Below are 25,359 nucleotides of genomic sequence, written 5' to 3' on the forward strand. Positions count from 1 at the left end.
GCTGCCATGGACACCACCTTCCCGCCGATCGCGCCGGGCCACGTGCACCGATGGGGCGGAGCCGGCCTCGTCGTGGCCCACCGCCCCGGCCGGTGGCAGGCAGCGCCTGTGTCACCGCTTCTCCCGCCGCACCTCTCACCGGCCGAACGACGCGTGGTCCATGCAATGCCGGCATGGCGGCAGGCCGAGTGGGTGGCCGGCCGCGTGCTCGCCAAGCGCCTGGTCGGCGAAGCCGTCGGCGCGCCGGAGGACGACGTGGAGATCCTCCCGCGTGACGACGGCAGTCCGTACGTCGTCGTCGGCGGCAGCCCCATGCCGGCCGTGAACGTCTCCATCAGCCACACCGCCAGTCACGTCGCCGCGGCCCTCGCGCCGGAACCGGTCGGAGTCGACCTGTGCGAGACGGAATCGGCGGCCGCGGTCCGCCGTGTCGGGGACCACGCCTTCTCCCCCGCAGAACTCGCCCTCATCGGGACGGACCGGCCCGATGTCCTGGCCGGCGCCTGGGCGCTCAAGGAAGCCGCGGTCAAGGCCGACCGCAGCGGAATCTTCGGTGACGCTCCGCGCCGCGTCCGGATCACCGGCCTTGAGCCTCCCCTACTCGCCGGACGGCGCCGCGCGATGCTGTGGCAGGCGGGAGACGCAGTCCTCGCCCTTGTCCTCGCGCACCCCGCCCCGGCGCCGAGCGTCCCGCCGGCCCTCTCCTCGGGGCCGGCCGACTGAGCGCCCCCTGGCAGCACTGCGTTGGTGCTCCCAGCCCCGCCGGATCATGCTTGTCAGTGGAGCGCCTGGCCGTGCAGGGGTTGCCGTGGGACGGCGGCAGAGGAACTAGCGAGGGCGAGATGAGCGGCGATGGAGCAACTTCCCAGCTTTCCTGGTGAGCGGCCGGAGGAAACGAACGCCTCCCGCGAGTCGGCATACACGGCCACGGCCACCATCAGCGAGCAGGGCATCGTGACGGAGTGGAGCGACGACGCCCGTCGGCTGCTGGGGTACGCGCCGTCCGAGGTCGTGGGGGGGCCCGCCGCCGAGCTGCTCGCCGACGGCCTCGGGAGCGATACGGCCCGGATCCCGGCCGGCCAGGAGCGGTGGAGCGGCACCGTGGCGCTGCGGCACCGGGACGGCCGAAGGGTGGAACTGGAACTGCTCGCGCACCGCCGGACGTCCACCGGCGGGACCGCCCAGTGGCTCGTGGTGTCCGCCGTCACGAGCGGGCCCGGCACGCCCTGGGGCGAACCGCTGAAGGAATGGGCGTTCACCCAGTCCCCCTGCTTCCTGGCGGTCTTCGATGCGGACCTGCGGCTGGTCCGGGCGAATGCCGGCATGGAGCGCACGCTGTCCCTCACGGAAGCCGAGATGCGCGGGCTGCGGCTGCCGGAAATCTCGCCCGACCCCGTGAGCGACGAGACCGAGCGGAGGATGCGCCTCGTCCTGGAGACCGGTGAGCCGCAGTACCTGGACTCCTTCGTCCGTTCCACGGGGGTGGGCACGGAGCACGGCTGGGCGACCTCACTGGCCCCGTTGTGCGACCCGGACGGCCGGGTGCGCGCCGTGTCCTTGGCCGCGCACGCGAGGACCGCGAGCGAGGGTGACCGGCAGCGGATCCTCGTGCCGGACGTCGCGGACGCCCGCATCGGCACCGCCCAGGACAACACCCGTACCACGCAGGAGGTGGCCGACGTCGCCGTCCCCCGGCTGGCCGATTTCGCGTTCGTCGACCTGCTGGACCCTCCCCCGCGCGGTGACGAGCCGGCCGCCGGCCCCGCATCGGGGCCGGTCACCGTGTGCCGTACCGCTGTACGGTCGGTCCTCGAAGGAAACCCGGAGTCCAAGGTCGCGGTCGGCGGGACGACCAGTTATCCGCCGCTGTCACCGCCCGCCGAGTGTCTGGCCACAGGGCGCGGCGCCGTGTACGGGCCGACCGACCCGGCCCTCGCCCAATGGGTGGCCGAGGACGAGAGGGCCGCCGCATGGATCAGCGAGTACGGGACCCACTCCGTGATGGTGGTGCCGCTGCGGGCCGGCGGTGTCACCCTCGGCGTGGCCGTCTTCGGGCGTCACCGGCGCAGTGACCCCTTCCAGCCGGACGACCTGCGGCTGGCCGAGGAGCTCGCGACCAGGGCGGCCGTCAGCATCCACGAGGCGCGAGGATCCTCCCGGGAGCACACCTCCACGATGACCCTGCAGCGCAGCCTGCTGCCGCACACGCTGCCCACCCAGGCGGCACTGGAGATCGCCTCCCGCTATCTGCCCGCAGGTACCGCGGCCGGCCTGGGCGGCGACTGGTTCGACGTGATCCAGCTGTCCGGCGCACGGGTGGCCCTGGTCGTGGGCGACGTCGTCGGCCACGGCATCCGCGCCGCCGCCACCATGGGCCGGCTGCGCACCGCGGTCCGTACCCTGGCCGACGTCGACCTGCCGCCCGACGAACTGCTCACCCACCTCGACGACCTCATCATCCACCTGTCCGCCGACGAGGCCGACGGGGGCGCCGTAGGGGAAGCCGCGGGGGGTATCGGCACCACCTGCCTGTACGTGGTCTACGATCCGGTCACCTGCCGCTGCACCGTCGCCCGGGCCGGCCATCCCCCGCCCGCCGTGGTCTCCCCCGACGGCTCCGTGTACCTCCTCGACGTCCCGGCCGGGCCGCCGCTGGGCCTGGGAGGCCTGCCCTTCGAGACCGTCGAGGTGGAGCTTCCCGAGGGCAGCGTCCTCGCCCTTTACACCAACGGCCTGCTGCAAGCCCGCGAGCGCGACATCGACGAGTCCCTGGACAACATGTTCGCGGCCCTCACCCGTCCCGCCACCACGCTGGAGACGGTGTGCGACCGCGTACTGACTGCCATGCTGACCCACCGTCCCGATGACGACGTCGCCCTGCTCGTCGCCCGGACGCGGGCCCTGCACTCCGACAAGGTCGTCGTCTGGGACCTGACCTCCGACCCGGCCGTCGTCGCCCACGCCCGACGGAGCACCACCGACCAGCTGACGGCCTGGGGGCTCGAGGAGGCCTCCTTCGTCACCGAGCTCCTGGTCAGCGAGCTGGTCACCAATGCCATCCGCTACGGCGAGCCGCCCATCCAGCTGCGGCTGATCCACGAGAACAGCACCCTGATCTGCGAGGTCTCCGACACGAGCAGTACGGCCCCGCACATGCGGCGTGCCCGGACCTTCGACGAGGGAGGGCGGGGCCTGCTGCTGGTCGCCCAGCTCGCCCAGCGCTGGGGCACCCGGCACGCCCCGGTCGGCAAGACCATCTGGGCCGAGCAGTCCCTCATCGGGTTCTGAGGACGCCGAGCACTCCGTGGTGGTGCGGCATGTTCGCGTGTATGGGAAGACGGGCCCTGTCACACGCCTGTGACAGTCGGCGGACACCGTCGTGAAGGTGCGAGCGCAGGATTTTAAGCAGGACAAACCGGACATTCAGCTACATGTCCACCTGCTTCCGAGGGCGCGAGCAGAGATGACCGATCCGATCCGTCGGAGGGAAATCCCATGAGCCTCACCCTCACCACCCCGCAGACCGAGACCACCGCCCTTGCCCTCGCCCCCCGCGAGCAGGAGGCACTGGGCCACATCGCCGCCGGCCGCACCTACCTGCAGACGGCCCGCCACATGGGACTCTCCAAGCACACCGTCGACGCCTACCTCCGCCGCATCCGCGCCAAGCTGGGCATCAACAGCACCGCCGAACTGACCCGACTGGCCATCTCCCTCGGACTGTGACCCCCCGCAGCAACCCGCTCGTACAGGGCGCAATTGCCTACAGCGCGCCGGACGGGCGTGCGAAGACCGGCCGGGCCCAGGCCGGAGGATCCGGTGTCTGCACCGGGTCCTCCGCTTCGGGCCCGGCCGGCCGTACGTCCGGCCCGGTCGGCGGTTCGGCGAGCCGGGGGACGCCGGTCGCGGTGGCGACGCGCAGGGCCGCGACGAACTCCAGGCAGGAGTCGTAGCGGTCCTCGGGGATCTTCGCCAGGGCCTTGGCCAGGACGTCGTCGGCGGCGGGCGGGATTCCCGGCCGCCGCTCGGTCAGGGGAGGCGGGGGGTCGTACTGGTGCGCCCACAGCAGCGCCGCGTCCTCGTCGCGCTCGAAGGGCGGCCCGCCCGCGAGGGTCTCGTACACGACGCAGGCGAGGCTGTAGAGATCGCACCTGCCGTCCAGCGACCGGCCGGAGATCTGTTCCGGGGCCATGTAGCCGAGCGTGCCGAGGAACTCTCCCGTGGTGGTGATTCCGGTGGCCGACCGCGCATTCTTCGTCAGTCCGAAGTCCGTGAGGTAGACGTGTTCGGGGTGCTCGCTGTCGGTGCCCGGGGCGATCAGGATGTTGCCGGGCTTGACGTCCCGGTGCACCAAGTCGTGCTCATGGGCCGCATCGAGGGCCGACGCCACCTGCGCTGCGATGCGGACGGCGGTCGCCACGGGGAGCGGACCGTCCCGGTCCAGCATGGCCCGCAGGTCCAGGCCGGAGACGTAGCGCATGGCGAGGTACAGGACGCCGTCGGTCTCACCGGCTTCGAAGATCGGCACGATGTGCGGGTGGTCGATCGACGCGGCGACACGTGATTCCCGGGTGAAACGGCGCCGGAAGGTTTCGTCGCGGGCGCGCTCCGGGGCGATCAGCTTGAGCGCCACCATGCGGTCCAGGTTCAGGTCCCGCGCGCAGTAGACGACGGCCATGCCGCCGCGGCCGATCATGCGCTCGACCCGGTAACCCGCGATCTGCTTCCCGATCAGGCCGGAGGGTCGGCCCGCGTAGAGGCTCAAGTCCGATGCCGTGCCCATCAGGCACCACCCTCACCCGGCCGACCTGGCGACGGCTCGCCGAGGCGACGGGCCGCTCTATACCTACCGGGAATTCTATCCAGCTATCCACACGAGCGCCCGGCCTATCAAGATCGATTCTCTGCGTCAAGCCACGTGTTCGAGTGACGTGACGCATGTTCTCCAGGCGGGTTTATTTGAAGTACGCCCTCACCGGGGATCTCCCGGAGACGGTTTACCAGCCTTTTCTTATTCCGAATGGAGAATTCTCATGTCTGAGCGTTTTTGGACCCGTCGCATCTTCCTTGCCGGAGCTTCCGTTGCGCTGGTCGGTGGTGGCATCGCACTGCCGGCGACCGCCATGGCCGCACCGACCGCGGCCCCGCAGCAGGCCGTCAACCTTCTCCAGGACGACAGCGCCGACGGAATCGGTACCGGCGGCGACGCCAACGCCGAGAACACCACGGTCGGTGGCGAGGCCACCGGCGGCAGCGCCGACACGGGCGTCGGCAACTGCAAGGGCAAGTGCGAGATCAAGACCGGCAACGCCACCGGCGGCAACGCCAGCGCCGACGCCGTCAACACCGGCGACGCCACCGCCGTCGGCGGCGACGGCACGGGCAAGGGCGGCCAGGTGAACAAGCAGAACATCAAGCTGCAGCTCAAGGAGAACCTGAAGCAGAAGCTCGGCAATTGAGGGCAGGTAATCGCCCCCGCACCGCGGACGCCGGAGAGGCCCACAGCCTCTCCGGCGTCCGCATGTCAGGCGGGGCTCGGATAGACCCGTGACTGTTTCACGCTGCCGAATGCGAAACTCGACTCGATCGACGCGATGCCGGGGATCGCGTGGATCCGGTGGCGCACCAGGGCCTCGTACGCCTCCAGGCTCTCGATGACCACCCGGAGCAGGTAGTCGCTGCTTCCGGCCATCAGGTAGCAGTCCTGGATGTGCTCGATGACCGCGACGTGCTCCTCGAAGACCCTGACCGCCTCCATCGTGTGCCGATCCAGCCGTATCCGGACGAAGACGGTGATCGGCAGGCCGAAGGCGACCTGGTCGACCGTGGCCGTGTAGCCGCGGATCAGGCCGGCCTCCTCCAGGCGCCGCACCCGGCGCAGGCAAGGCGACGGGGACAGCCGGACCCGGTCGGCGAGGTCCTGGTTGGACAGCCGTCCGTCGGCCTGCAACTCACGGATGATCTGCAGATCGACTGCGTCCATCACCACTCCTTGGCAGATTCTGCCTCAAACGTATGCCTGGGAGGCAGAACTGGCAATCGGCTGCCCCGGCAAAAGATCTAGCGTTGCTCCATGGCCGGATCCGGCCCCTGAGGCTGGAGGAGCCCCCTTGGTCACCACGAACGCCGGGCCCACGACGGCGCCCCCACCGGCCCGCGCCACAGGCCGCTTCGGGCTCTCCCCGCAGGCGCAGGGCACGCTGGCACTGGTGGTGACCGTCCTGATCTGGGCCGCCTTCGCGCTCAGCGCCCGGGCCCTGAGCACCTCCTCCCTGCTGCCCGCCGACGCGGCCCTGCTGCGCTTCGGCGTCCCGCTCCTCGTCCTGGCGCCCGCGCTGTGGCGGCGGCGCCGGCGGATCGCCGCCGTGCGTCCGGCCGCCGCGCTCAAGATCGCCTGCGGGGCGGGGGTGCCGTTCTTCCTGGCCGCGATGTACGGCGGCTCCCTGACCTCGGCGGCGTTCGTCGGCTCGATCGTCCCCGGGATGGTCCCGCTGTTCGTCTCCGCGCTCATGGTCGCCGGCGGCCGCGGCGCGCCCCGGGGCACGCAGGCAGCGGGGCTCGGGCTGATCGCGGTCGGCGTGGTCGCGCTGGTCTGGCGGTACGTGGTCCCGCTGAACACGCAGGTGCTGGCGGGCGCCGGCGTCCTGCTCGTCGCCAGTGGGCTGTGGGCCCTGTACACCGTCGGGCTGAAGGAGGTGGACCTCGATCCCGTCGGATCGATCGGCCTGCTGTGCCTTCCCTCGTTCGCGGTGATGGCCCTGCTGGTGCTGACCGGGGTGCTGCCCACCGGCCTGGCCTCGGCGGCCGGCAGCGACATCGCCCTGTTCCTGGTGGTGCAGGGGCTGGGCGTCGGCCTGTGCGCCGGCCTGCTGTACGCCTTCGCCATCCGCAGCCTCGGCGCGGAGCGCAGCTCCACCATGGGCAGCCTCAGCCCGGTCGCCGTGGTGCTGCTCGCCATTCCCCTGCTCGACGAGTCGCCGACCGTGGCCGTGCTCGTCGGCGTCCCCCTCATCACCGCGGGCGTCGCCCTCGCCAACCGGCGCCCCCGTACCCGTACCCGCCCCCAGCCCGAGGTTCCCGTCCATGCTTGAGCTCCTCCTGCCGCCGCCCGTCGACCCGCTATGGGACCTGACCGAGGCGTACGGCGCCGACGCGCGGCCCGAGCGCCTGAACCTCGTCCTCGGCGTCTACCGCGACCAGACGGGCGGCACCCCGGTCATGGCGGCCGTCCGCGAGGCCGAGATACGCCTGGCGGAGCGCTCCGCGTCCAAGGAGTACCGGGGGCTCTCCGGCAACGCCGGCTTCAACCGGGCGATGCTGTCGCTGGTCCTGGGCTCGGGCGGGGCGGCCGAGCGGGCCGTGGCCGTCCAGACGGTCGCGGGCAGCGGCGCGCTGCGGCTGCTGGCCGATCTGATCTGCCGTACCCGGCCGGGTACGACGGTCTGGATCAGCGACCCCGCGTACGTCAACCACCGGCCCATCCTGGAGGCCGCCGGGCTGACCGTGCGGACGTACGGCTGGCTCGATGCCGGGGGCCGCTTCGACACGGCCGGCATGCTGCGCGACCTCGGGCAGGCGCGGCGCGACGACGTCGTCCTGCTCCAGGGCTGCTGCCACAACCCCACCGGCGTCGACCCCTCGGCGCAGGACTGGGAGGCGGTGGCCGGGCTGGCCGAGCGGGCCGGCTGGGTGCCGTTCGTGGACCTCGCGTACCACGGGCTCGGCGACGGTCTGGAGTCCGATCTGGCGGCCACACGGCTGCTCGCGGAGCGGGTGCCGGAGATGCTGGTCGCCATCAGCTGTTCGAAGAACTTCGGGCTCTACAGCGACAGGACCGGCTGCGCGGTCGTGCTGGGTGCGTCGCGCCAGTCGCTGCGGCACGTGGAGACGGCCCTGCAGAACGCGGCGCGCACCCTCTACTCGATGCCTCCGGAGCACGGCGCCGCGGTGGTGACGGCGATCCTCGAGGACGACGGGCTGCGGGCCCTGTGGCGCGCGGAGCTGGACGGGATGCGGGCCCGGATCGAGGACAACCGGAAGGGCCTGACCTCCGAGCTGACCGCGCTGGGCTGGAACGCGCAGGCCGACGTCCTGGCGCGGCAGAAGGGGATGTTCTCTATGCTGCCGCTCACACCGCGTCAGATGCTGCGGCTGCGCAGCGGGTTCGCGATCTACGGGACGACCGCGGGGCGGATCAACATCGCCGGAATCCCGACGCACCGGATCCCCTGCCTCGCGCAGGGCATCGCGGCGGTACTCGGCGAGGGCGCCGAGTAGCGCCCGCGATCCGTAGCGGCGCGCCGGGTTCCGGCGCCCGCTGACGGGTGCCACCGGGCCGTCACCCCGGTCGACGGCGGCACCCGAGCCCGGCCCCCGGCCTCCCTCACACACCTCGCATCACACCTGACATTCCATCAGGTCATCTGTCCCGGACTCTTGACTCTGCTCGCGCCAGTCGCGATTCTCATCGCACTGTCTGCGCGGGACATGACAATTCACCGGCTCTCTCCGACGGTCTGCGTCCTCGACCGCGCCATCCGCCTCCCGATGACGTGAGTGATGACCATGACCCGAGCCCCCCGCACCAGGCGCAGGCCCCTCGCGCTGCTCGTCCTGCTCTTCGCCATGGTGGCCATGGCCCTCGGCCCCGCGCCCGGCGCCGCCGCCGAAGGCGAGCCCGGCTGGTGGAACCCCACCGCACGGCCCGCGCCCGACTCCCAGATCAACGTGACGGGCGAGCCCTTCAAAGGCACCGACGCCCAGGGACAGGTGCGGGGCTTCGTCGACGCCCACGACCACATCATGTCCAACGAGGGCTTCGGCGGCCGGCTCATCTGCGGCAAGGCGTTCTCCGACCTCGGGGTCGCCGACGCGCTCAAGGACTGCCCGGAGCACTACCCCGACGGCACACTCGCGATCTTCGACTTCATCACCAAGGGCGGGGACGGCAAGCACGATCCCAACGGCTGGCCGACGTTCAAGGACTGGCCCGCCCACGACTCGCTGACCCACCAGCAGAACTACTACGCCTGGATCGAGCGGGCCTGGCGCGGCGGCCAGCGCGTCCTCGTCAACGACCTCGTCACCAACGGGGTGATCTGCTCGGTCTACTTCTTCAAGGACCGCAGCTGCGACGAGATGACCGCCATCCGCCTCGAGGCGCAGAAGACCTACGACATGCAGGCCTACATCGACAAGATGTACGGCGGCCCGGGCAAGGGCTGGTTCCGGATCGTCACGGACTCCGCGCAGGCCCGCGACGTCATCCAGCAGGGCAAGCTGGCCGTGGTCCTGGGCGTGGAGACCTCCGAGCCGTTCGGCTGCAAGCAGATCCTGGACATCTCCCAGTGCAGCAAGGAGGACATCGACCGCGGCCTCGACGAGTTGCACCGGATCGGCGTCCGCAGCATGTTCCTCTGCCACAAGTTCGACAACGCCCTGTGCGGGGTCCGCTTCGACGAGGGGGCCCTGGGCACGGCGATCAACGTGGGCCAGTTCCTGTCGACCGGCACCTTCTGGAAGACCGAGCAGTGCACCGGCCCGCAACACGACAACCCGATCGGCCTGGCCGCTGCGCCCTCGGCGCAGAAGGAACTGCCGGCGGGCGTGTCCGTCCCCTCGTACGCGGCCGGCGCGCAGTGCAACACCCGCGGTCTCACCGACCTCGGCGAGTACGCCGTGCGCGGCATGATGAAACGCAAGATGATGCTCGAAGTCGACCACATGAGCGTCAAGGCCGCGGGCCGGGCCTTCGACATCCTCGAGTCCGAGTCCTACCCGGGCGTGATCTCCTCGCACAGCTGGATGGACCTGGGCTGGACCGAGCGCCTCTACAAGCTCGGCGGGTTCGCCGCCCAGTACATGAACGGCGCCGAGGGGTTCAGCGCGGAGGCCAAGCGTACGGACGCGCTGCGCGACAAGTACCACGTGGGCTACGGGTACGGCACCGACATGAACGGGGTCGGCGGCTGGCCTGGCCCGCGCGGCGCCGACACCCCGAACCCGGTGAAGTACCCGTTCCGCAGCACCGACGGCGGCTCCGTCATCGACAAGCAGACCACCGGGCAGCGCACCTGGGACCTGAACACCGACGGCGCCGCGCACTACGGCCTGGTCCCCGACTGGATCGAGGACATCCGGCTCGTCGGCGGCCAGGGGGTCGTGGACGACCTCTTCAAGGGCGCCGAGTCCTACCTGCGCACCTGGGGGGCCTCCGAGCAGCACAAGGCCGGGGTGAACCTCGCCGCGGGCGCGCCCTCCTCGGCCAGCTCCGCCGAGTGGAACCCGTTCGTCAGCTACGCGCCCGGCCGGGCCGTGGACGGCAACACGAGCACCCGCTGGGCGAGCGACTGGAACGACGACCAGTGGCTCCGGATCGACCTCGGGTCCGCCGGCCTCGTCAAGCGCGTCACCCTCGACTGGGAGCGCGCGTACGGGAAGTCGTACCGGATCGAGGTCTCCACGGACGACGTGAACTGGCAGACGGTGTGGTCCACGACCTCCGGTGACGGCGGCCTGGACACGGCGCAGTTCTCCGGCGTCCCCGCCCGCTACGTCCGCGTCCACGGGGCGGGGCGCGGCACGCAGTGGGGGTACTCCCTGCACGAGGTCGGCGTCTACAGCAGCTGACGGCACCGAGGCGGCGGCCGGGGCCGGCCGGATCGGATCGTTCGATCCGGCCGGCCCCGGCCGTCCGCCGCAGTACGCGAAGGAAGGGAACCGAATCCGCATGGCACGGATGCCGTTGGCGCAGCGGCGCCGGCAGCTGACCGAGGCCGCGATCCGCGCGATGACCCGCGACGGCGTCCCCCGGACGACGACCCGGTCCATCGCCGCCGAGGCGGGCGTGTCGCTGAGCGTCTTCCACTACTGCTTCGACTCCAAGCAGGCGCTGCTCGAATCCGTCATCGAGACGATCACCGAGCACTACCTGACGGTGGTGAAGGAGGCGATCCGGCCCCGCACCACCCTCCGGGAGACCGTCCGGGCCGGCTTCCAGGCGTACTGGGACCACGTCTGCGCCCATCCCGCCGAGCACATGCTCACGTACGAGCTCACGCAGTACGCCCTGCGCGAGCCGGGGTTCGAGCATCTGGCCCGGCGGCAGTACGAGCTGTACTGCGCGACGTACGGCGAGCTCATCGAGCAGGTCCGGCTCGGCATGGAGTTCGAACTCCGCGTCCCCGTCCCCGTACTGGCCCGCTATCTGGCGGCGATGACGGACGGGCTGACCCTGAACTTCCTCGTGCTCGGCGACGCCGCCGCGGCGGTGGAGATCCTCGACATGGTCACCGACCACGTCGCGGGCCTGGTCCACGCCGAGCGGCTCCTGCCGCACTCCGCCGCCGCCCCCGCCTGAGGGCCCGGTCCCGGCACGGCACCGGCGAGGGGACCGGCCCTCACCCGAGGACCGGGTGGGACTCCGGGTGGGCGTTCCACCAGGTGCGGTGGAAGGGGTTGTTGTCCACGTTGGCCAGGTACGCGCCGGCCGCCGCACGGTAGAGGGTGTCCGCCTGTCCGGCGGAGACCGACGAGCGGTTCCAGGCCAGGCGGATGCGGCCCGTGATCGGGGTGCCGAGCAGCGGGCGCATCACCGTGCCCTCCACCGCGGGGGCCGTGGGCTGGGTGAGTGAGATGGCACGGCCCGCCGCCACCAGGTCGTGGCGCATCTTGCGGTCGGTGATCCGGTAGCGCAGGGAGGGGACGAAGCCGGCCTTCGCGCAGGCCTCGACCAGGGCTTCCGGGCCGCCGTCGTCGTCCTCCACCAGGGTCATCCACTGCTCGTCGGCCAGTTCGGCGAGGTCCAGGGCCTCCCGCCCCGCCAGGAGGTGCCGGGTGGACATCCGGATGCAGAACGGCTCCTTGGGCACCAGGGTCCGGGCCAGGACTCCCTGGGGCAGTGCGACCTCGTGGTCGTTCACCTCGCCGTAGACGATGACGTCGTACCGGCCGGCGCCGAGCATCCGTACGAGCGCGGTCACCGAGTGCTCCACGTCCACGGTGATCTCCCGCCCGGCGAGGGTCAGGTCCGTCCGCGTGAGCAGGCCGTCGATCAGGACGAGCAGGATGCAGCCGAGCCGCAGCGGGGCATCGGTCGCCATGGCGCGGGTCTCGGCGCCGAGGGTCTCCATCTCGGTGAGCACGCGGCGCGCCTTGGCCAGGACGAACTGGCCCAGCGGAGTGGGCTCCACCCCGTGCCGGCCTCGGACGAAGAGCTCGCCGCCCGTGACCCGTTCGATCCGGCGCAGCTGCGCGGAGAGCGCGGGCTGGGAGACCCCCAGCCGGCGGGCCGCGCCGCCGAGACTGCCGGACTCCGCTATCTGGCACACGGCTTGCAGATGCCTCAACTCCAGCTGCATTCCGGCAGCTTACGCAGCGTGACCCCACGGCACCATAACGCGGGTCTTATGCGCGCAGAGATGTCCCAATCTCGCCATGTCCACGCCCATACTCGGCGCCAACACCCAGCCGCACCCCCCACACACGATCGGAGTGGACTCTTGCAGCCCACCAGATGGATGGCCTCCGTGGCGGCCATGGCGCTGACGGCGAGCCTCGCCGGCACGCTGGCCACCGCCGCGTCCGCCTCACCACAGGCCCAGTCCGCACCCTCCCCTCAGGCCAAGTCCGCCGAGCGCGCGGTCGCCGCGGCCGACGCGGCGGTCCGCAGCGGTCTCGACACCCTGGTCAACTCGCCCCAGCAGCAGTACGACCGGCGCCTCGTCACCCCCTGGGTGCAGGACCTGTACTCCGTCTCCTACGAGCGCAGCTACCGCGGCCTGCCGGTCGTCGGCGGCGACGCGGTCGTCCTCGCCGACGGCGCAGGGCACGTCCGCGCCCTCCAGTCGGCCTCCTCCACCGTGATCGACGTGGCGACCACCCCCTCCGTCACCGCGAAGGCGGCCGAGGCCACCTCGCGCGCGGAGCTCACGAAGGTCGACAAGGTGCTCGACAGCCGCCTCGTCGTCAAGATCAAGGACGACAAGCCGGTCCTGGCCTGGGAGACCGTCCTCTCCGGCAACACCAGGACGGCGCCCAGCAAACTGCACGTCTTCGTCGACGCCCGCACCGGCAAGGTCGTCGACCGCCACGACGAGGTCGTGGCCGGCAGCGGCACCAGCAAGTGGAACGGCCCGAACCCGCTCACCATCTCCACCACCGCCTCGGGCGGCTCGTTCTCGCTGCGCGACCCGAACCGCCCCGGGCTGAGCTGCGCGGACTACAGCACCGGCAGCGTTTTCACGAAGTCCTCCGACTCCTGGGGCACGGGCAACGCGACGTCCAAGGAAACCGGCTGCACGGACCTCATGTTCGCCGCCCAGAAGCAGTGGGACATGCTGAGCCAGTGGCTGGGCCGCAACGGCGTCAGCGGCAACGGCAGCAGCTTCCCGGGCAAGGTGGGCCTGGGCGACCTCAACGCGTACTGGGACGGCAGCTCGGTCACCATCGGGCACAACAGCGCCAACGAGTGGATCGCCGGGATCGACGTGGTGGGCCACGAGTACGGGCACGCCATCGACTCCAACACCCCCGGCGGCACCAGCGGCCAGGAGTCCGGGCTCGGCGAGGCCACCGGCGACATCTTCGGCGCGCTGACCGAGGCGTACGCCAACGAGCCGGCCCCGTACGACACTCCGGACTACACCGTCGGCGAGATGATCAACCTCCAGGGCAACGGTCCGATCCGGAACATGTACAACCCGCCGGCGGTCAACAACGACCCGGCCTGCTACAGCTCCGCGATACCCGGCACCGAGGTGCACAAGGCCGCGGGCCCGCTGAACCACTGGTTCTACCTGCTGGCCGAGGGCAGCAGCCCGGGCGGCGGCAAGCCGAACAGCCCCACCTGCAACCAGTCCGCGGTCACCGGCGTGGGCGTGCAGAACGCCGGCAAGATCTTCTACGGCGGCATGCTCCTCAAGACCAGCAGCATGTCCTACAAGAAGTACCGGACGGCGACCCTCAGCTCCGCCAAGTCGCTCGACCCGACGACCTGCAACCTGTTCACCAGGACCAAGGCCGCCTGGGACGCGATCAGCGTGCCCGCCCAGTCCGGCGACCCGACCTGCACCCCGAGCGGCCAGAACGACGACTTCTCGATGGCGCTGAACCCGGCGTCGGGCACCGTCCAGCAGGGCGCGTCGGTCACCACCACCGTGGCCACGAGCACCACCACCGGCCAGGCACAGCAGGTGACCCTCACGGCCACCGGCCTGCCGTCCGGGGTGACCGCCTCGTTCAACCCGGCCACCGTGCAGTCCGGCCAGTCCTCGACGCTGACCCTCTCCGCCACCTCCAACGCGGCGCCGGGGTCCTCCACCGTCACGGTCAAGGGCCAGGGCCCGAGCCTCGCGCACACCGTCGACTACACCCTGAACGTCGGCGGCACGCCGCCCCAGAACGACCCGCCGGACATCAACGTGGCCAACGTCCAGGCGCACCTGGCCCAGCTGAACACCATCGCCTCGCAGAACGGTGGCAACCGCCGGGCCGGCAGTGCCGGTTACACCCAGTCCGTGGCGTACATCAAGGGCAAGCTGCAGGCGGCAGGCTTCACCGTCACCGAGCAGAACTGCACCTCCTGCACCTACCCGTCCAACAACCTGATCGCGGACTGGCCCGGCGGACCGGCCGACCAGACCGTCATGTTCGGCTCCCACCTCGACAGCGTCTCGGCGGGCCCGGGCATCAACGACAACGGCTCGGGCTCCGCGACCCTGCTGGAGAACGCGCTCGTCCTCGCGCAGAAGAACCCCACCCTGACCAAGCACGTGAGGTTCGCCTGGTGGACCGACGAGGAGCAGGGCCTGAACGGCTCGGAGTTTTACGTGGGCCGGCTCAGCAGCGCCGAGAAGGCCGCCATCAAGGGCTACTACAACTTCGACATGGTCGGCTCGCCCAACGGCGGCTACTTCATCAACAACCTCAACTCCACCACCGCCGCGCCGCTGAAGGCGTACTGGGCCTCGCTGAACCTCGCCCCCGAGGAGAACACCGAGGGCCAGGGCCGCAGTGACGACTACTCCTTCCAGCAGGGCGGCATCCCCACCTCCGGCTACGCGGCCGGAGCCAGCGCCCGCAAGACCTCGGCACAGGCCACGAAGTGGGGCGGCACCGCGAACGCGGCGTACGACTCCTGCTACCACAGCTCCTGCGACACGACCAACAACATCAACGCGACGGTCCTGGACCGCAGCGCCGACGGGGTCGCCTACGCGATCTGGAAGCAGGCCGTCGGCGGCGACACCCCGGCGCAGGACTTCTCGATCAGCACCTCCCCGGCCGCCGGCTCCGCCGACCCGGGCACCAGCGTCACCTCCACGGTGAACACCACCACCGTGAGCGGCAGCCCCCAGACGCTCGCCCTGTCGGTCTCCGGCGCCCCGTCCGGCGTGACCGCGACGCTCAGCCCGACGTCCGTGCAGTCCGGCAGCTCCTCGACGCTCACCGTCCAGGTCGGCGCGGGCACCGCCCAGGGCACCTACACCCTGACCGTCACCGGCACGGGCACGGTCGGCCACAGCACCACCTACACGCTGACCGTCGGAGGCGGCCAGGGCACGTGCACCCCGCGCCAGGTCGTCGTCAACGGCGGCTTCGAGAGCGGCAGCAGCCCGTGGACCGCCACGTCCGGGGTCATCACCAACCAGTCCGGCCAGGTCTCGCACAGCGGCTCGTACATGGCGTGGCTGACCGGCTACGGGACCTCCCACACGGACAGCGCCTCGCAGTCGCTGACCCTCCCGGCCGACTGTGCCACGGCGCGGCTCGCCTTCTACCTGCACATCGACACCGACGAGAACGAGAACGTGGTCTACGACCGGTTCACCGTCTCGGTGGGCGGCCAGACCCTGGAGACCCTGTCCAACCTGGACGCGGCCCCGGGCTACGTGCTCAAGACCTACGACGTGTCCCGGTTCGCCGGCCAGACCGTCACCCTGAAGTTCCAGGGCGTGGAGGACCAGTCCCTCCAGACCTCCTTCGTCGTGGACGACGTCACCCTCCAGGCGAGCTGACGCCCGCCTGATCCCTCCCGAGCGGCACGTGCCCCGGCTTCACGGCCGGGGGGCGTGCCGCTCGGCCGCGTCCCTGGCAGGTGTCAGTAATGGCGCGGGGACATGACCTGGGGATCGGCGTCCGGGGCCTCGAGGACGCAGCGCGGGAGGCCCGGGCCGGGTGTCGCGCGGACGGACACCGGCGTCGGCGGCTCGGTCGGCAGTTCCACCTGCACGGTGACGGGCCGGTCGTGGTGCGTGGTGCCGTGGCCGGTCTCCTTGCCGTCGACCAGGATCTCCACCTCGACGTGGTGGCCGGTCTCGACGGTGGCGCTGACGGAGTGCCCCGCATGATCGATGTGGAAATGATGGCGTCGTCTCATGAGGTCGCCTCCGTCGGGGCACTGCGAACCATCCCCCCGTCCAGCGTAACCGCGGGTGGCACCGACGGCAGGTCGGCCAAGGCGGCGCCGGGGCGGGCCGGGTTCCCCGGAGCGTTTTGGTTTGGGGGTGGATCCTCAATACGATCCGGCGATGATCACAAGAAAATGGGTGGCGGCCGGGGCCTGCGGCCTGTTGGCCACTCTGGCGGTCGGGCTCTTCCCGGCGAATGCCGCTGCCGGCGAACCGGTGGCGAAGGAGTCCCCCAAGGTCGAGCTGGTCCTCGACGTCAGCGGCTCGATGCGGGCGACCGACATCGACGGAAAGTCCCGGATGGCCGCGGCGAAGCAGGCCTTCAACGAGGTGCTGGACGCCACGCCGGACGAGGTACAGCTCGGGATACGGACCCTGGGGGCCACCTATCCCGGTGACGACCGGCAGCTCGGCTGCAAGGACACCAAGCAGCTCTACCCGGTCGGCAAGCTCGACCGGACCGAGGCGAAGACGGCGGTGGCCACCCTGGCCCCCACCGGCTGGACGCCCATCGGGCCGGCCCTGCTGGGCGCGGCCGAGGACCTCAAGGGCGGTGACGCCACCCGGCGGATCGTGCTCATCACGGACGGCGAGGACACCTGCGCCCCGCTCGACCCGTGCGAGGTGGCGCGGGACATCGCTGCCCAGGGCATCCATCTGGTCATCGACACGCTCGGGCTCGTCCCGGACGCCAAGACGCGCAACCAGCTGATCTGCATCGCCGAGGCCACGGGCGGCACCTACACCTCGGTGCAGCACACCGCCGAGCTCTCCGGCCGCGTCAAGCAGCTGGTGGACCGCGCGGCCACCCCGGTCGTCACCCCGGTGGCGACCGAGGGCGCCAAGCAGTGCGCGGGCGCCCCTCAGCTTGGCGCGGGCCTGTACACCGACCGTGAGACCTTCGGCGAGCACCGCTGGTACCGGGTGGACGTCAAGCCCGGCCAGGAGCTGCGCGCTTCGGTGAGCATCGCCGCCGACCGGGCCGTCAACAACGACTACGGCGTCATGCTGCGTGCGACGACCGTGCACGGGCGGGAGATCGTCCGCGGCTCGGAGGCGGGCGACGGACGCACCGACATGATCTCGGCCGGTCTGCGCTATCCGAAGGCCGAGCTCGACTCCGACGCCGACGAGGACGGCACGTCGGCAACGGAGACCGTCTGCCTGCAGATCAGCAACTCCTTCTCGGCGCCCGCCTCGGTCAAGACCACGCCGGGCCTGCCCGTCGAGCTCACCATCGACCTGGTCGACGGGCCCGACGAGGCCTCCGACGCGGCGGCGTTCGGCCTCGGCCGCGGCTGGTGGCTGCTCGGCGTGCTGGTGCTCGCCGGTCTCGTCGCCGGTCTGCTGTGGGGCTGGATCTCCCGCTGGCGTATCTCGGTCTGGAGGACCAACTGATGCGTACCGTACGCATACTGACCACCGCTGCCCTCGCCGTCGGCGGTGTGCTCGGCATGGCCGGCGCGGCCGCGGCGGACACCCCGTCGGCGAGCGCGAGCCCGAGCCCCGGCGGCAAGTCGTCCGGGCCGACCGAGGCGGGTACGGCGTTCCGTACCGCCACGGCGATCCGGCCCGGCCAGCGGGCCACGGCCGACGCATCCACCGGTGACTACCTCTACTGGGTGGTCCCGCTGGACTCGGGGCAGCGGGCCACGGTCAAGGCCACGGTGAAACTGCCTCCGGCGGCGAACCGGCACGGCGCCTCGACCTGGCAGCTCGACGTCTACGACGGGCTGCGCCGCCGCCAGGCGTGCACGTACGGCACGCAGCAGGCCGCGGCGGCCAAGGAGGCCGCCTCGGTCGAGCTCTCCTGCACCCTGCGCACCGTCCGCCCGGGAGCCGAGCCCTGGGCCAACGACCCGCTGCCCGGCAGCTACTACGTCCGTCTGACGGTCGTCGGCGTGGCGGAGGAGGACCTCGGTCTTCCGGTACGGGCCGAGGTCGAGGCCGTCACCCGGGACACGGGAGGCGCCTACGCGGTGGACGGCGCCCTGGCGGCGCCGCTCGTACCCGGCATCGGCAAGACCGCGCAGGCGGCCTCCGGGAGTTCGGCGAAGCCGCAGCCCGCGGCCGTCGGCGAGCCGGCCGACGGCTGGTCCGGCGGCCGCTGGTCCGACCGCTGGGTCTGGACCGCGGCGGGCGGACTGCTCGGCGCCCTCGCCGGCATCTTCGGGTACTCCCTCACCCGCGGCAGGGGCCGCCCCTCCGGGGTCCCGCCCCGCGCCTGACCGCCCCGGCGGCCACGGCATCCCGCCGTGGCCGCGCGCCGGGGCCGACTTCCGGGCCCGGGGTTCAGTAGCCCGCCTCGGCGCGGCCCGAGTCCGCCGAGATGTCCAGTCGGCCCGGCGCGGCGGGATCGTGCATTCCGGGGGCGACGTCACAGCGGCCCGTCCCCACCCGGTCCGTGACCCGGAACCGGGTGGCCGTGGGCACGGTGAGCCGGATGTGGCCCGCGCCCGCCCGGGCGGTGACCTGTTCCGGCGGGCCGACGAAGCGGGCGACGGCCGAGCCCGCCCCGGCCCGGAGGTCGGCCTGCGGCGAGGTGAGACCCGAGGCTTCGAGCGAGCCTGAGCCGACGCTCGCCCGCAGGGGTCCGCGCAGCGCGGTCAGCCGGAGCCGCCCGGCACCGACCTCGACGTCGACGGCGCCGCCCAGCCCGCTGATGTCCACCGTGCCGGAGCCCGCAGTCACCTTCACCGGAATGCCGGCGGGCACGGTGACGCCCAGGTCGACCGAGCAGCCGAGGCCGGATTCCACCACGGCCCCGACCGCCGGGCAGCGCGGCGTCAGCTTCAGGGTGTCGCCGAGCCAGCTCTCCTCGATCTTCGGAGCGGTCAGCGACCAGCGCGCCTCGGCCCGGTACACCACCTGCCGGTCGGAGCGGGGCGTGACGCGCACGTCGGCGCCGCCCGCGTCGATCTCCACGGCGGCCACCGGCCGTTCGCCGCTGCCGCCGCTCAGCGTCCCGCTCTCGGTGGACGTGTACGCCCAGACCTGCCAGGCGGCCGGGGCGACGACGAACACGGCGCTCAGGACCGCGGCCACGAGCCACGCCACCCGCCGCGGACGCCACCCGCCTGCGTCGCCGCTCCCGCCACCCCCGCCGCCGCCCCGGCTCACGAGGTCCCGTCCAGGAAGCGCAGCACCGCCAGCACCCGCCGGTGGTCGCCGTCGGCCTGCGGCAGATCGAGCTTGGCGAGGATGTTGTTGATGTGCTTGGCGACCGCGCTCTCGCTGATGACGAGCTGGGCCGCGATCCCCGCATTGGAACGCCCCTCGGCCATCAGCGAGAGCACCTCCCGCTCGCGCGGGGTGAGCCGCTCCAACGGGTCGATGCCCCCGCCGCGGCGCAGCAGCAGCTGCGAGACGACCTGCGGGTCGAGCGCGGTACCGCCGGCCGCGACCCGCTTGAGGGCGTCGATGAACTCCTCGACGTCGGCGACCCGCTGCTTGAGCAGGTATCCGATGCCCCCGGTCCGGCTGGCCAGCAGATCGGCGGCGTAGCGCTCCTCCACGTACTGGGAGAGCAGCAGCACCGAGGTCCCGGGCCACTGTCGGCGGATCATCAGGGCGGCGCGCACCCCCTCGTCGGTGAAGCCGGGCGGCATGCGGACGTCGACCAGGGCGAGGTCGGGCCGGTGTTCGGCGACGGCGGCGAGCAGGGCCTCGGCGTCCGCCGTCTCGGCGGCCACCTCGAATCCGGCCATTTCGAGGACCTTGACCAGCCCTATTCGCAGCAGCACCGAATCCTCGGCGATCACAGCCCGCACGGCAGCTCCACAGTCACGACGGTCGGGCCCCCGAGGGGGCTGTTGATCAAGATGGTTCCGTCGACCGACCCTACGCGTTTACGCAGGCCCACCAGCCCGGTGCCGCGGGCCGGGTCCGCGCCGCCCACCCCGTCGTCGGTGACGGTGATGCGCAGCAGGTCGGCGTCCCGGCGGGCCTCCACGCGGCAGCGGGAGGCCTTGGCGTGCTTGGCGACGTTGGCGAGGGCTTCGGAGACGACGAAGTAGGCGACGGCCTCGACGGTGGGACCGGGCCGGTGTGCCAGCTCCACGGTCAGTTCGACGGGCAGGGGTGCCCGGGCTGCGATCCCGGAGAGGGCCGCGTCGAGTCCCCGGTCCTCCAGGACGGCCGGATGCAGGCCGCGTACCAGGCTGTTGAGTTCCTCGATGGCCTCCTTGGCCTCGCGGTGGGCCTCGTCGATCACGGCCTTCGCCTCGGGCGGCAGGTCGGTGAGCGTGGCGCGGGCGATGCCGAGGTTCATGGCGATGGCGACCAGCCGCTGCTGGGCACCGTCGTGCAAGTCCCGTTCGATCCGGCGGCGTTCGAGGTCGGCGGCGTCGAGGACACCGGCCCGGCTCTCGGCGAGGTCCTCGACGCGGCGCTCCAACTCCCTGGCCCGGTTGGGTCCGAGGAGGGCGGCCGCGGCGAAGGCGTCGAGCCGGGCCAGGGCGGCGGCCAGCCAGGGGGTGGCCAGCAGCAGCAGAGCGCCGAGCACGGTGACGACGTCGTAGCCCTGGGTCCAGCCCAGGTCGCGGTCCCCGACCGGCAGCAGCCACGACCAGGCGTACACGCTCGCCCCGGCGACCCCGCACGCCCAGGCGAGGACGATCAGGGCCCCGCCGGCCCCGGCGAGCGGGCTGACGAGCAGGTGGTACCCGTACTGCCGCCAGGTCGACTCGGAGCGCAGCCGTTCGAGTAGCCCGCGCGGGCGCAGCGGCCGGTGCGCGTATCCGACGGCGGGTATCTCCAGCTCCACCAGCTCCCGGAACCGGCTGCGTTGCAGCAGGGTGAGCAGTGGACTCAGAAGCAGCATCACGAGCAGTGCGGCCGCCGCGCGGCCCGGCGCCACGACCGTGCACGTGAACACGGACACGGCCGGCAGGGCCGTCGGGATCCCGGCGACGGTGAAAGCGGTGCTGCGCCAGGCCCACGCCGACCAGGGAGCGTGGGCGGCGATCCAGCTGGTGGTACGCCGCAGCGCCCCGGAAAGTCCCATACCCGTACGGTAATCGCACTGGTCAGAGCCGTGCCATCACCCTGGTGCCCGCCCGGTGGTGCAGCCAGTGCCACCCCCGGTCCGGACGGTGCCGCTACTGATTTCGATCCTCCGCGCGACCAGAGTGGTCGCCGTACCCGGGGGACGGACCGCCGGGGCCGGAAGGAGCTCCACCGCCATGACCCTCGTCGCCCCGCGCTTCCAGGCCCGCCCCACTCTCCGGCTGGCCACGCTGCTCAGCGGCGCCGGAGTGGCGCTCCTGCCCTGGATGGTGGTGCTGGCGAAGACGCTGCCGCAGACCGCGGAGGTCTCCAACTGGTCCACCGCCTGGATCGGGCTGGACGCCATGCTGGCTGCGGGACTGAGCGGTACGGGTCTGCTGCTGAGGCGGCACGACCCCCGCGCGGCGCCCCTGGCCGCGGCGACGGCCGCGCTGCTGGTGATGGACGCCTGGTTCGACGTGACGACCTCGGCTCCAGGCGGCGCCCGGGCGACGGCCGTGGCCCTGGCGGTGTGCGCGGAACTGCCGCTCGCGGCAGCGTGCGCGGCGATCGCGGCCCGCCGCCCGCACCACGCCTAGCTTGATCTTTAATCTGTGATGCCGAACGGTGCGTCGAACTCGATCACTCGGTTCGGTAACCGCCGCACACGGAAGCGGCCTTCGTCTGGATCATGTGCTCCGGCCACGGTCCTGTGCGGCAACGGTCCAGTGAGGTCACTGGCCAAGTTGTCGCTGATGGGAGAACACCGCCGCGGCCATGGCGGGCTCTACGCCGGTGTGGCCCATGGCCGGGCCGACACCAGTCGGCTGCGGCTCGAAACCCTCCCACCCCGGCCCGGGACGGCCGCCAGGCCGGAAGAACACCCGGCCCACACCCCGCCACGACGTCCACACAGTCCGCAGAACAGACACCGTGAAACCGAAAGCGAAGAAGTCCACGACCCCTCGCCCACGCCGCACAGGTTGAAGATCAAGCTAGGGCTGCGCCTGGACCGGGTGGCCGTCGTCGTCGGTCGGTTCCTTCTGCGTGGAGAACCGGGAGACGAACACGTCGAAGAGGCCGTCCGGGCGCCGGGTCAGTGTGGCCCCGTCCTGCCAGACGCCGTTGTCCGCCCACCACTGACTGCCGTACGGGTCGCCCTGGTTCTGGTGGATGTTGTGCATGCCGAGCCCCTCGTCGAAGGGCTCGCCGAAGATCAGGACCGGCCGGCCGGGGACGAGGACCGGCTCCAGCGCCTCGGAAGCCTCCAGGTAGGAGCCGGAGATCCAGGGCCGGGGCGGGTTCAGCCGGTCCAGGATGCGCTGGTACCACTGCGGCGGGTGTCCGCCGAGGAGACAGCCGGGGCGGTCCGCGAGCGCCGGGTGCCGTACGTAGTCGAGCGCGCCCGATCCGGACGTCCGGGCGAGGTCGTGGTAGCCGGGTGCGGGCGAGGCGACCGGGTCGAGCACCGAGGCGTGCAGGGTGAAGACCTTCCACTGCACGCCGGTCGTGGACTGCTTGCTGTCCACGTCGACGGCGCACGCGTAGCGGCCCGCGGGCGTGTCGACCTCCAGGTGGACGTGGAACCAGCGGCCCTGGTCGTCGGGCCGGTCGCGGAAGTGGCGGTGCAGGGTTCCGGACAGCACTCCGTAATTTTCGAGCGGCATGCCGCCAGTGAACCACCCGCCCCGCCCGGCGACGGGCGCCCCCGGGCGTGTCCGCGCCGTCCCGGCGCCCATGGGGAACACTTGACGGAACGTTGACTGTCTCCGGAGCGAGCCGTACCGGACCCGGTGGCTACGGTCCCTCCCATGCCCCTACCTCCTCCCCTCCCGGTCCTCCCGTACCGCAAGCCGACCCGCGGGCGCGACTACTGGGTACTGGACGACGTACTGCCGGATCCGGACGCCGTACGGGAGCGCTGCCTGGCCAAGGACGACTGGACCGAGGGCTATCCGCACAAGCCCGAGAGCTGGCCGGGGCTGCGGGCCATGCCGGGTCTCGAGCCCGATGAACTGGCCCTGGTGGAACGGCTGGTGCGGAAGTCGACCGGCGCCCCGAGGATCTGGGCCGAACGGCCCGCGGGCGGCGGCACGTTCAACCACAACTGTGTCCAGGTCGTCGGCGAAGGCGAATCCGAGCCGCGCCCGCACACCGATTCGCGGACCCTCTGCCGCTATGCCGCCGTGCTCTACCTCAACCCGAAGGTCCCGAAGGACTGCGGGACGAGCTTCTACCGCCAGAGCCTGCCCGGCGGCGCCCTCGGCGGCAACCAGGTGATCGCACCGCACAACAACCTGGTCGACGCGCTGGGCACCCGCTTCGTGTCCCCGGACTCCTTCACCGAGGACGTACGGGTCCCCCACCGCGCCAACCGGCTGCTGCTCTACTCCGCGAACCTGATCCACAGCGCCACCGGCTACTTCGGGCAGACCCTGGAGGAGAAGCGGATGACGGCCGTCTTCTTCTGGAAGGCCTAAGGGGTCTTCGGCGGCGGGCAAGATGTGACGGAAGTCTGACGGACTGCCGCCAGGCCTGGTGCGGGGGCGCCGGCGGTGGTCGAATCGGCCCGTGAGCCCAGCACCTGCACCCGTACCGGCACCACCCCCACCCGACCCCGACGGTCAGGGCGCGCCGGTCGGCCGCCGCCTGGTCCTCGGCATGGTCGGGCTCGGCGCGGCCGGACTGGTCGGCGCCCCGTACCTCCAGGGCGGTTTCGAGACCCTCCTCGGCGCGGCCGCCGACAAGGACCCCACCGGCCTCACCGGCCTGCTGCCGAACGGCGGCGGGTTCCGCTACTACTCGGTGGCCGCCTCCGTCCCCCGCCGCGGCCCCGAGAACTACCGGCTCACCGTCGACGGCCTGGTCGACCGCCCCATGGCGTACACCCTCGACGCACTGCAGCAGCTCCCGCAGACCCGGGTCGTACGGGACGTCCAGTGCGTCACCGGCTGGCGGGTTCCCGGCACCCCCTTCGAGGGGGTGCCGCTGGCGCGGCTGCTCGACGCCGCCGGGGTGCGTCCCGAGGCCCGGGCGATCCGCTTCAGCTGCTTCGACGGCACGTACACCGAGAGCCTCACGCTCCCCCAGGCCCGCCGGGACGACGTCATGGTGGCGCTGCGCATGCAGGACAAGCCGCTGGCCCACTCCCACGGCGGTCCGGTCCGGCTTTACGTCGCCCCCATGTACTTCTACAAATCGGCGAAGTGGCTCTCCGGCATCACCCTCACCCGTGACGTCGAAGCCGGGTACTGGGAGCGCCTCGGCTACGACGTCGACGCCTGGGTCGGCCGGTCGAACGGACGCGACGATGCCCCGACTGTCTGATCCGGTGCGGCAGCGCACCGAGCGGGTCTTCCGGTTCAGCCGCGCCGAGCGGTGGATCCACCGGGCCACCGCTGCGCTGATGGGCCTGTGCATCGCCTCGGCCGCCTGCCTGTACCTGCCACCGCTCGCCGAACTCGTCGGCCGCCGCCACCTCGTCGTGACCGTGCACGGCTGGTCCGGGCTGCTGCTCGTCGTGCCGTTCCTGCTGGGGCTCGCCTCGCGGGCCTTCCGGGCGGACCTGCGGCGCCTGGGCCGGTTCGGGCCGCACGACCGGGTCTGGCTGCGGGCCACCCTGCGGCGCGACCGGACGGCTGCGCGGCCCGCCGGGAAGTTCAACGCCGGACAGAAGGTGTACGCGGGCTGGCTGGCCGGGGCGGTGCTGGTGATGGCGGGCACCGGCGTGCTCATGTGGTGGACCGGCCTCGTCCCGGTCGTCCGGCGCACGGCCGCCACCTTCGTCCACGACTGGCTGGCCCTCGCCGTCGGCCTCGTGCTCGCCGCGCACATCGGCAAGGCCCTGGCCGATCCCGAGGCCCGGCGCGGGCTGCGTACGGGGTCCGTCGGCCGCGCCTGGGCCGAGCGCGAACACCCGCTGTGGCAGCCCGGACAACCCGAAGACTGAAAGGAGCCGGCCGAC

At 71.9% G+C, this 25,359-nt stretch carries 23 protein-coding genes; 15 read left to right on the forward strand and 8 right to left on the reverse strand.

All coding sequences use genetic code 11. From position 1 onward, the window contains the following. The first annotated feature begins 6 nt into the window (after positions 1–6). The 3 genes from AB0M76_RS17215 to AB0M76_RS17225 all read left to right on the forward strand — a co-directional run bounded on the left by AB0M76_RS17215 (position 7) and on the right by AB0M76_RS17225 (position 3,726). A complete protein-coding gene (locus AB0M76_RS17215) occupies positions 7–723 on the forward strand; it encodes a 4'-phosphopantetheinyl transferase superfamily protein (RefSeq protein WP_365953610.1) in 717 nt (238 codons plus the stop codon). A gap of 129 nt (positions 724–852) precedes the next feature. Beyond that, entirely contained in the window at positions 853–3,288 is a 2,436-nt protein-coding gene (locus tag AB0M76_RS17220) for a SpoIIE family protein phosphatase (protein WP_365953611.1), read from the forward strand. A gap of 207 nt (positions 3,289–3,495) precedes the next feature. After that, the gene (locus tag AB0M76_RS17225; RefSeq protein ID WP_266669313.1) at positions 3,496–3,726 is read left to right on the forward strand and encodes a helix-turn-helix transcriptional regulator; all 231 of its coding nucleotides are present in this window, start codon (positions 3,496–3,498) and stop codon (positions 3,724–3,726) included. Positions 3,727–3,763: 37 nt separating this feature from the next. On the opposite strand, the gene AB0M76_RS17230 is transcribed toward AB0M76_RS17225, so the two are convergent. Further along, positions 3,764–4,783 carry a serine/threonine-protein kinase gene (locus AB0M76_RS17230; RefSeq protein ID WP_365953612.1) on the reverse strand — a complete coding sequence of 340 codons (1,020 nt, stop codon included), beginning with the start codon at positions 4,781–4,783 and terminating at the stop codon, positions 3,764–3,766. A 250-nt stretch (positions 4,784–5,033) separates the two neighbouring features. Here AB0M76_RS17230 and AB0M76_RS17235 point away from each other — a divergent pair, with 250 nt between their 5' ends. Continuing rightward, positions 5,034–5,459 (forward strand): hypothetical protein, encoded by a 426-nt coding sequence (locus tag AB0M76_RS17235; protein ID WP_365953613.1) that lies wholly within the window; start codon positions 5,034–5,036, stop codon positions 5,457–5,459. 65 nt (positions 5,460–5,524) lie between these two features. Here the strand turns inward: AB0M76_RS17235 and AB0M76_RS17240 are convergent, their stop codons facing one another. Next, complete coding sequence (locus AB0M76_RS17240) at positions 5,525–5,983, reverse strand: Lrp/AsnC family transcriptional regulator (RefSeq protein WP_365953614.1); 459 nt, start codon at positions 5,981–5,983, stop codon at positions 5,525–5,527. A gap of 127 nt (positions 5,984–6,110) precedes the next feature. On the opposite strand from AB0M76_RS17240, the gene AB0M76_RS17245 reads away from it, so the two are divergent. The 4 genes from AB0M76_RS17245 (at position 6,111) to AB0M76_RS17260 (ending at position 11,359) form a co-directional block, all read left to right on the forward strand. Further along, complete coding sequence (locus AB0M76_RS17245) at positions 6,111–7,091, forward strand: DMT family transporter (protein ID WP_365953615.1); 981 nt, start codon at positions 6,111–6,113, stop codon at positions 7,089–7,091. After that, positions 7,084–8,277 (forward strand): aromatic amino acid transaminase, encoded by a 1,194-nt coding sequence (locus tag AB0M76_RS17250; RefSeq protein ID WP_365953616.1) that lies wholly within the window; start codon positions 7,084–7,086, stop codon positions 8,275–8,277. Before AB0M76_RS17245 ends, AB0M76_RS17250 begins: the two co-directional genes overlap by 8 nt. Positions 8,278–8,565: 288 nt before the next feature. Next, positions 8,566–10,629: a discoidin domain-containing protein gene (locus AB0M76_RS17255; RefSeq protein ID WP_365953916.1), complete on the forward strand. Its 2,064-nt coding sequence runs from the start codon at positions 8,566–8,568 to the stop codon at positions 10,627–10,629. A gap of 100 nt (positions 10,630–10,729) precedes the next feature. Continuing rightward, a complete protein-coding gene (locus AB0M76_RS17260; protein ID WP_365953617.1) occupies positions 10,730–11,359 on the forward strand; it encodes a TetR/AcrR family transcriptional regulator in 630 nt (209 codons plus the stop codon). A 40-nt stretch (positions 11,360–11,399) separates the two neighbouring features. Here the strand turns inward: AB0M76_RS17260 and AB0M76_RS17265 are convergent, their stop codons facing one another. After that, on the reverse strand, positions 11,400–12,359 hold the full coding sequence (locus AB0M76_RS17265; protein ID WP_365953618.1) for a LysR family transcriptional regulator: 960 nt from the start codon (positions 12,357–12,359) through the stop codon (positions 11,400–11,402). Between the two features lie 159 nt (positions 12,360–12,518). Between AB0M76_RS17265 and AB0M76_RS17270 the strand changes: the two genes are divergently transcribed. Next, complete coding sequence (locus AB0M76_RS17270; protein WP_365953917.1) at positions 12,519–16,016, forward strand: M28 family peptidase; 3,498 nt, start codon at positions 12,519–12,521, stop codon at positions 16,014–16,016. A gap of 83 nt (positions 16,017–16,099) precedes the next feature. Here AB0M76_RS17270 and AB0M76_RS17275 read toward each other — a convergent pair whose 3' ends face one another. Further along, on the reverse strand, positions 16,100–16,378 hold the full coding sequence (locus AB0M76_RS17275) for a hypothetical protein (protein ID WP_365953619.1): 279 nt from the start codon (positions 16,376–16,378) through the stop codon (positions 16,100–16,102). Between the two features lie 151 nt (positions 16,379–16,529). Here AB0M76_RS17275 and AB0M76_RS17280 point away from each other — a divergent pair, with 151 nt between their 5' ends. Next, complete coding sequence (locus tag AB0M76_RS17280) at positions 16,530–17,807, forward strand: VWA domain-containing protein (RefSeq protein ID WP_365953620.1); 1,278 nt, start codon at positions 16,530–16,532, stop codon at positions 17,805–17,807. Further along, complete coding sequence (locus tag AB0M76_RS17285) at positions 17,807–18,637, forward strand: hypothetical protein (RefSeq protein WP_365953621.1); 831 nt, start codon at positions 17,807–17,809, stop codon at positions 18,635–18,637. The genes AB0M76_RS17280 and AB0M76_RS17285 overlap by 1 nt, the downstream gene beginning before the upstream one ends. A 64-nt stretch (positions 18,638–18,701) precedes the next feature. Here the strand turns inward: AB0M76_RS17285 and AB0M76_RS17290 are convergent, their stop codons facing one another. From AB0M76_RS17290 to AB0M76_RS17300, 3 genes are all read right to left on the reverse strand, one after another. Then, on the reverse strand, positions 18,702–19,454 hold the full coding sequence (locus AB0M76_RS17290; RefSeq protein WP_365953622.1) for a hypothetical protein: 753 nt from the start codon (positions 19,452–19,454) through the stop codon (positions 18,702–18,704). A 71-nt stretch (positions 19,455–19,525) separates the two neighbouring features. Continuing rightward, positions 19,526–20,179 (reverse strand): response regulator transcription factor, encoded by a 654-nt coding sequence (locus AB0M76_RS17295; protein WP_266669289.1) that lies wholly within the window; start codon positions 20,177–20,179, stop codon positions 19,526–19,528. After that, complete coding sequence (locus AB0M76_RS17300) at positions 20,167–21,414, reverse strand: histidine kinase (protein ID WP_365953623.1); 1,248 nt, start codon at positions 21,412–21,414, stop codon at positions 20,167–20,169. The genes AB0M76_RS17295 and AB0M76_RS17300 overlap by 13 nt, the downstream gene beginning before the upstream one ends. Before the next feature lie 178 nt (positions 21,415–21,592). Here AB0M76_RS17300 and AB0M76_RS17305 point away from each other — a divergent pair, with 178 nt between their 5' ends. Then, entirely contained in the window at positions 21,593–21,994 is a 402-nt protein-coding gene (locus AB0M76_RS17305) for an LPXTG cell wall anchor domain-containing protein (protein WP_365953624.1), read from the forward strand. 396 nt (positions 21,995–22,390) lie between these two features. On the opposite strand, the gene AB0M76_RS17310 is transcribed toward AB0M76_RS17305, so the two are convergent. Further along, positions 22,391–23,062, reverse strand: a complete 672-nt coding sequence (locus AB0M76_RS17310; RefSeq protein WP_365953625.1) for a DUF2278 family protein — start codon at positions 23,060–23,062, stop codon at positions 22,391–22,393. Between the two features lie 144 nt (positions 23,063–23,206). Between AB0M76_RS17310 and AB0M76_RS17315 the strand changes: the two genes are divergently transcribed. The 3 genes from AB0M76_RS17315 to AB0M76_RS17325 all read left to right on the forward strand — a co-directional run bounded on the left by AB0M76_RS17315 (position 23,207) and on the right by AB0M76_RS17325 (position 25,344). Next, positions 23,207–23,875, forward strand: a complete 669-nt coding sequence (locus tag AB0M76_RS17315; protein WP_365953626.1) for a DUF6445 family protein — start codon at positions 23,207–23,209, stop codon at positions 23,873–23,875. A gap of 181 nt (positions 23,876–24,056) precedes the next feature. Next, the gene (locus AB0M76_RS17320; RefSeq protein ID WP_365953918.1) at positions 24,057–24,722 is read left to right on the forward strand and encodes a molybdopterin-dependent oxidoreductase; all 666 of its coding nucleotides are present in this window, start codon (positions 24,057–24,059) and stop codon (positions 24,720–24,722) included. After that, positions 24,706–25,344, forward strand: a complete 639-nt coding sequence (locus AB0M76_RS17325; protein ID WP_365953627.1) for a cytochrome b/b6 domain-containing protein — start codon at positions 24,706–24,708, stop codon at positions 25,342–25,344. The genes AB0M76_RS17320 and AB0M76_RS17325 overlap by 17 nt, the downstream gene beginning before the upstream one ends. The last annotated feature ends 15 nt before the right edge of the window (positions 25,345–25,359 follow it).

The organism is Streptomyces sp. NPDC051364 (assembly GCF_040682115.1).
GTDB lineage: Bacteria > Actinomycetota > Actinomycetes > Streptomycetales > Streptomycetaceae > Streptomyces.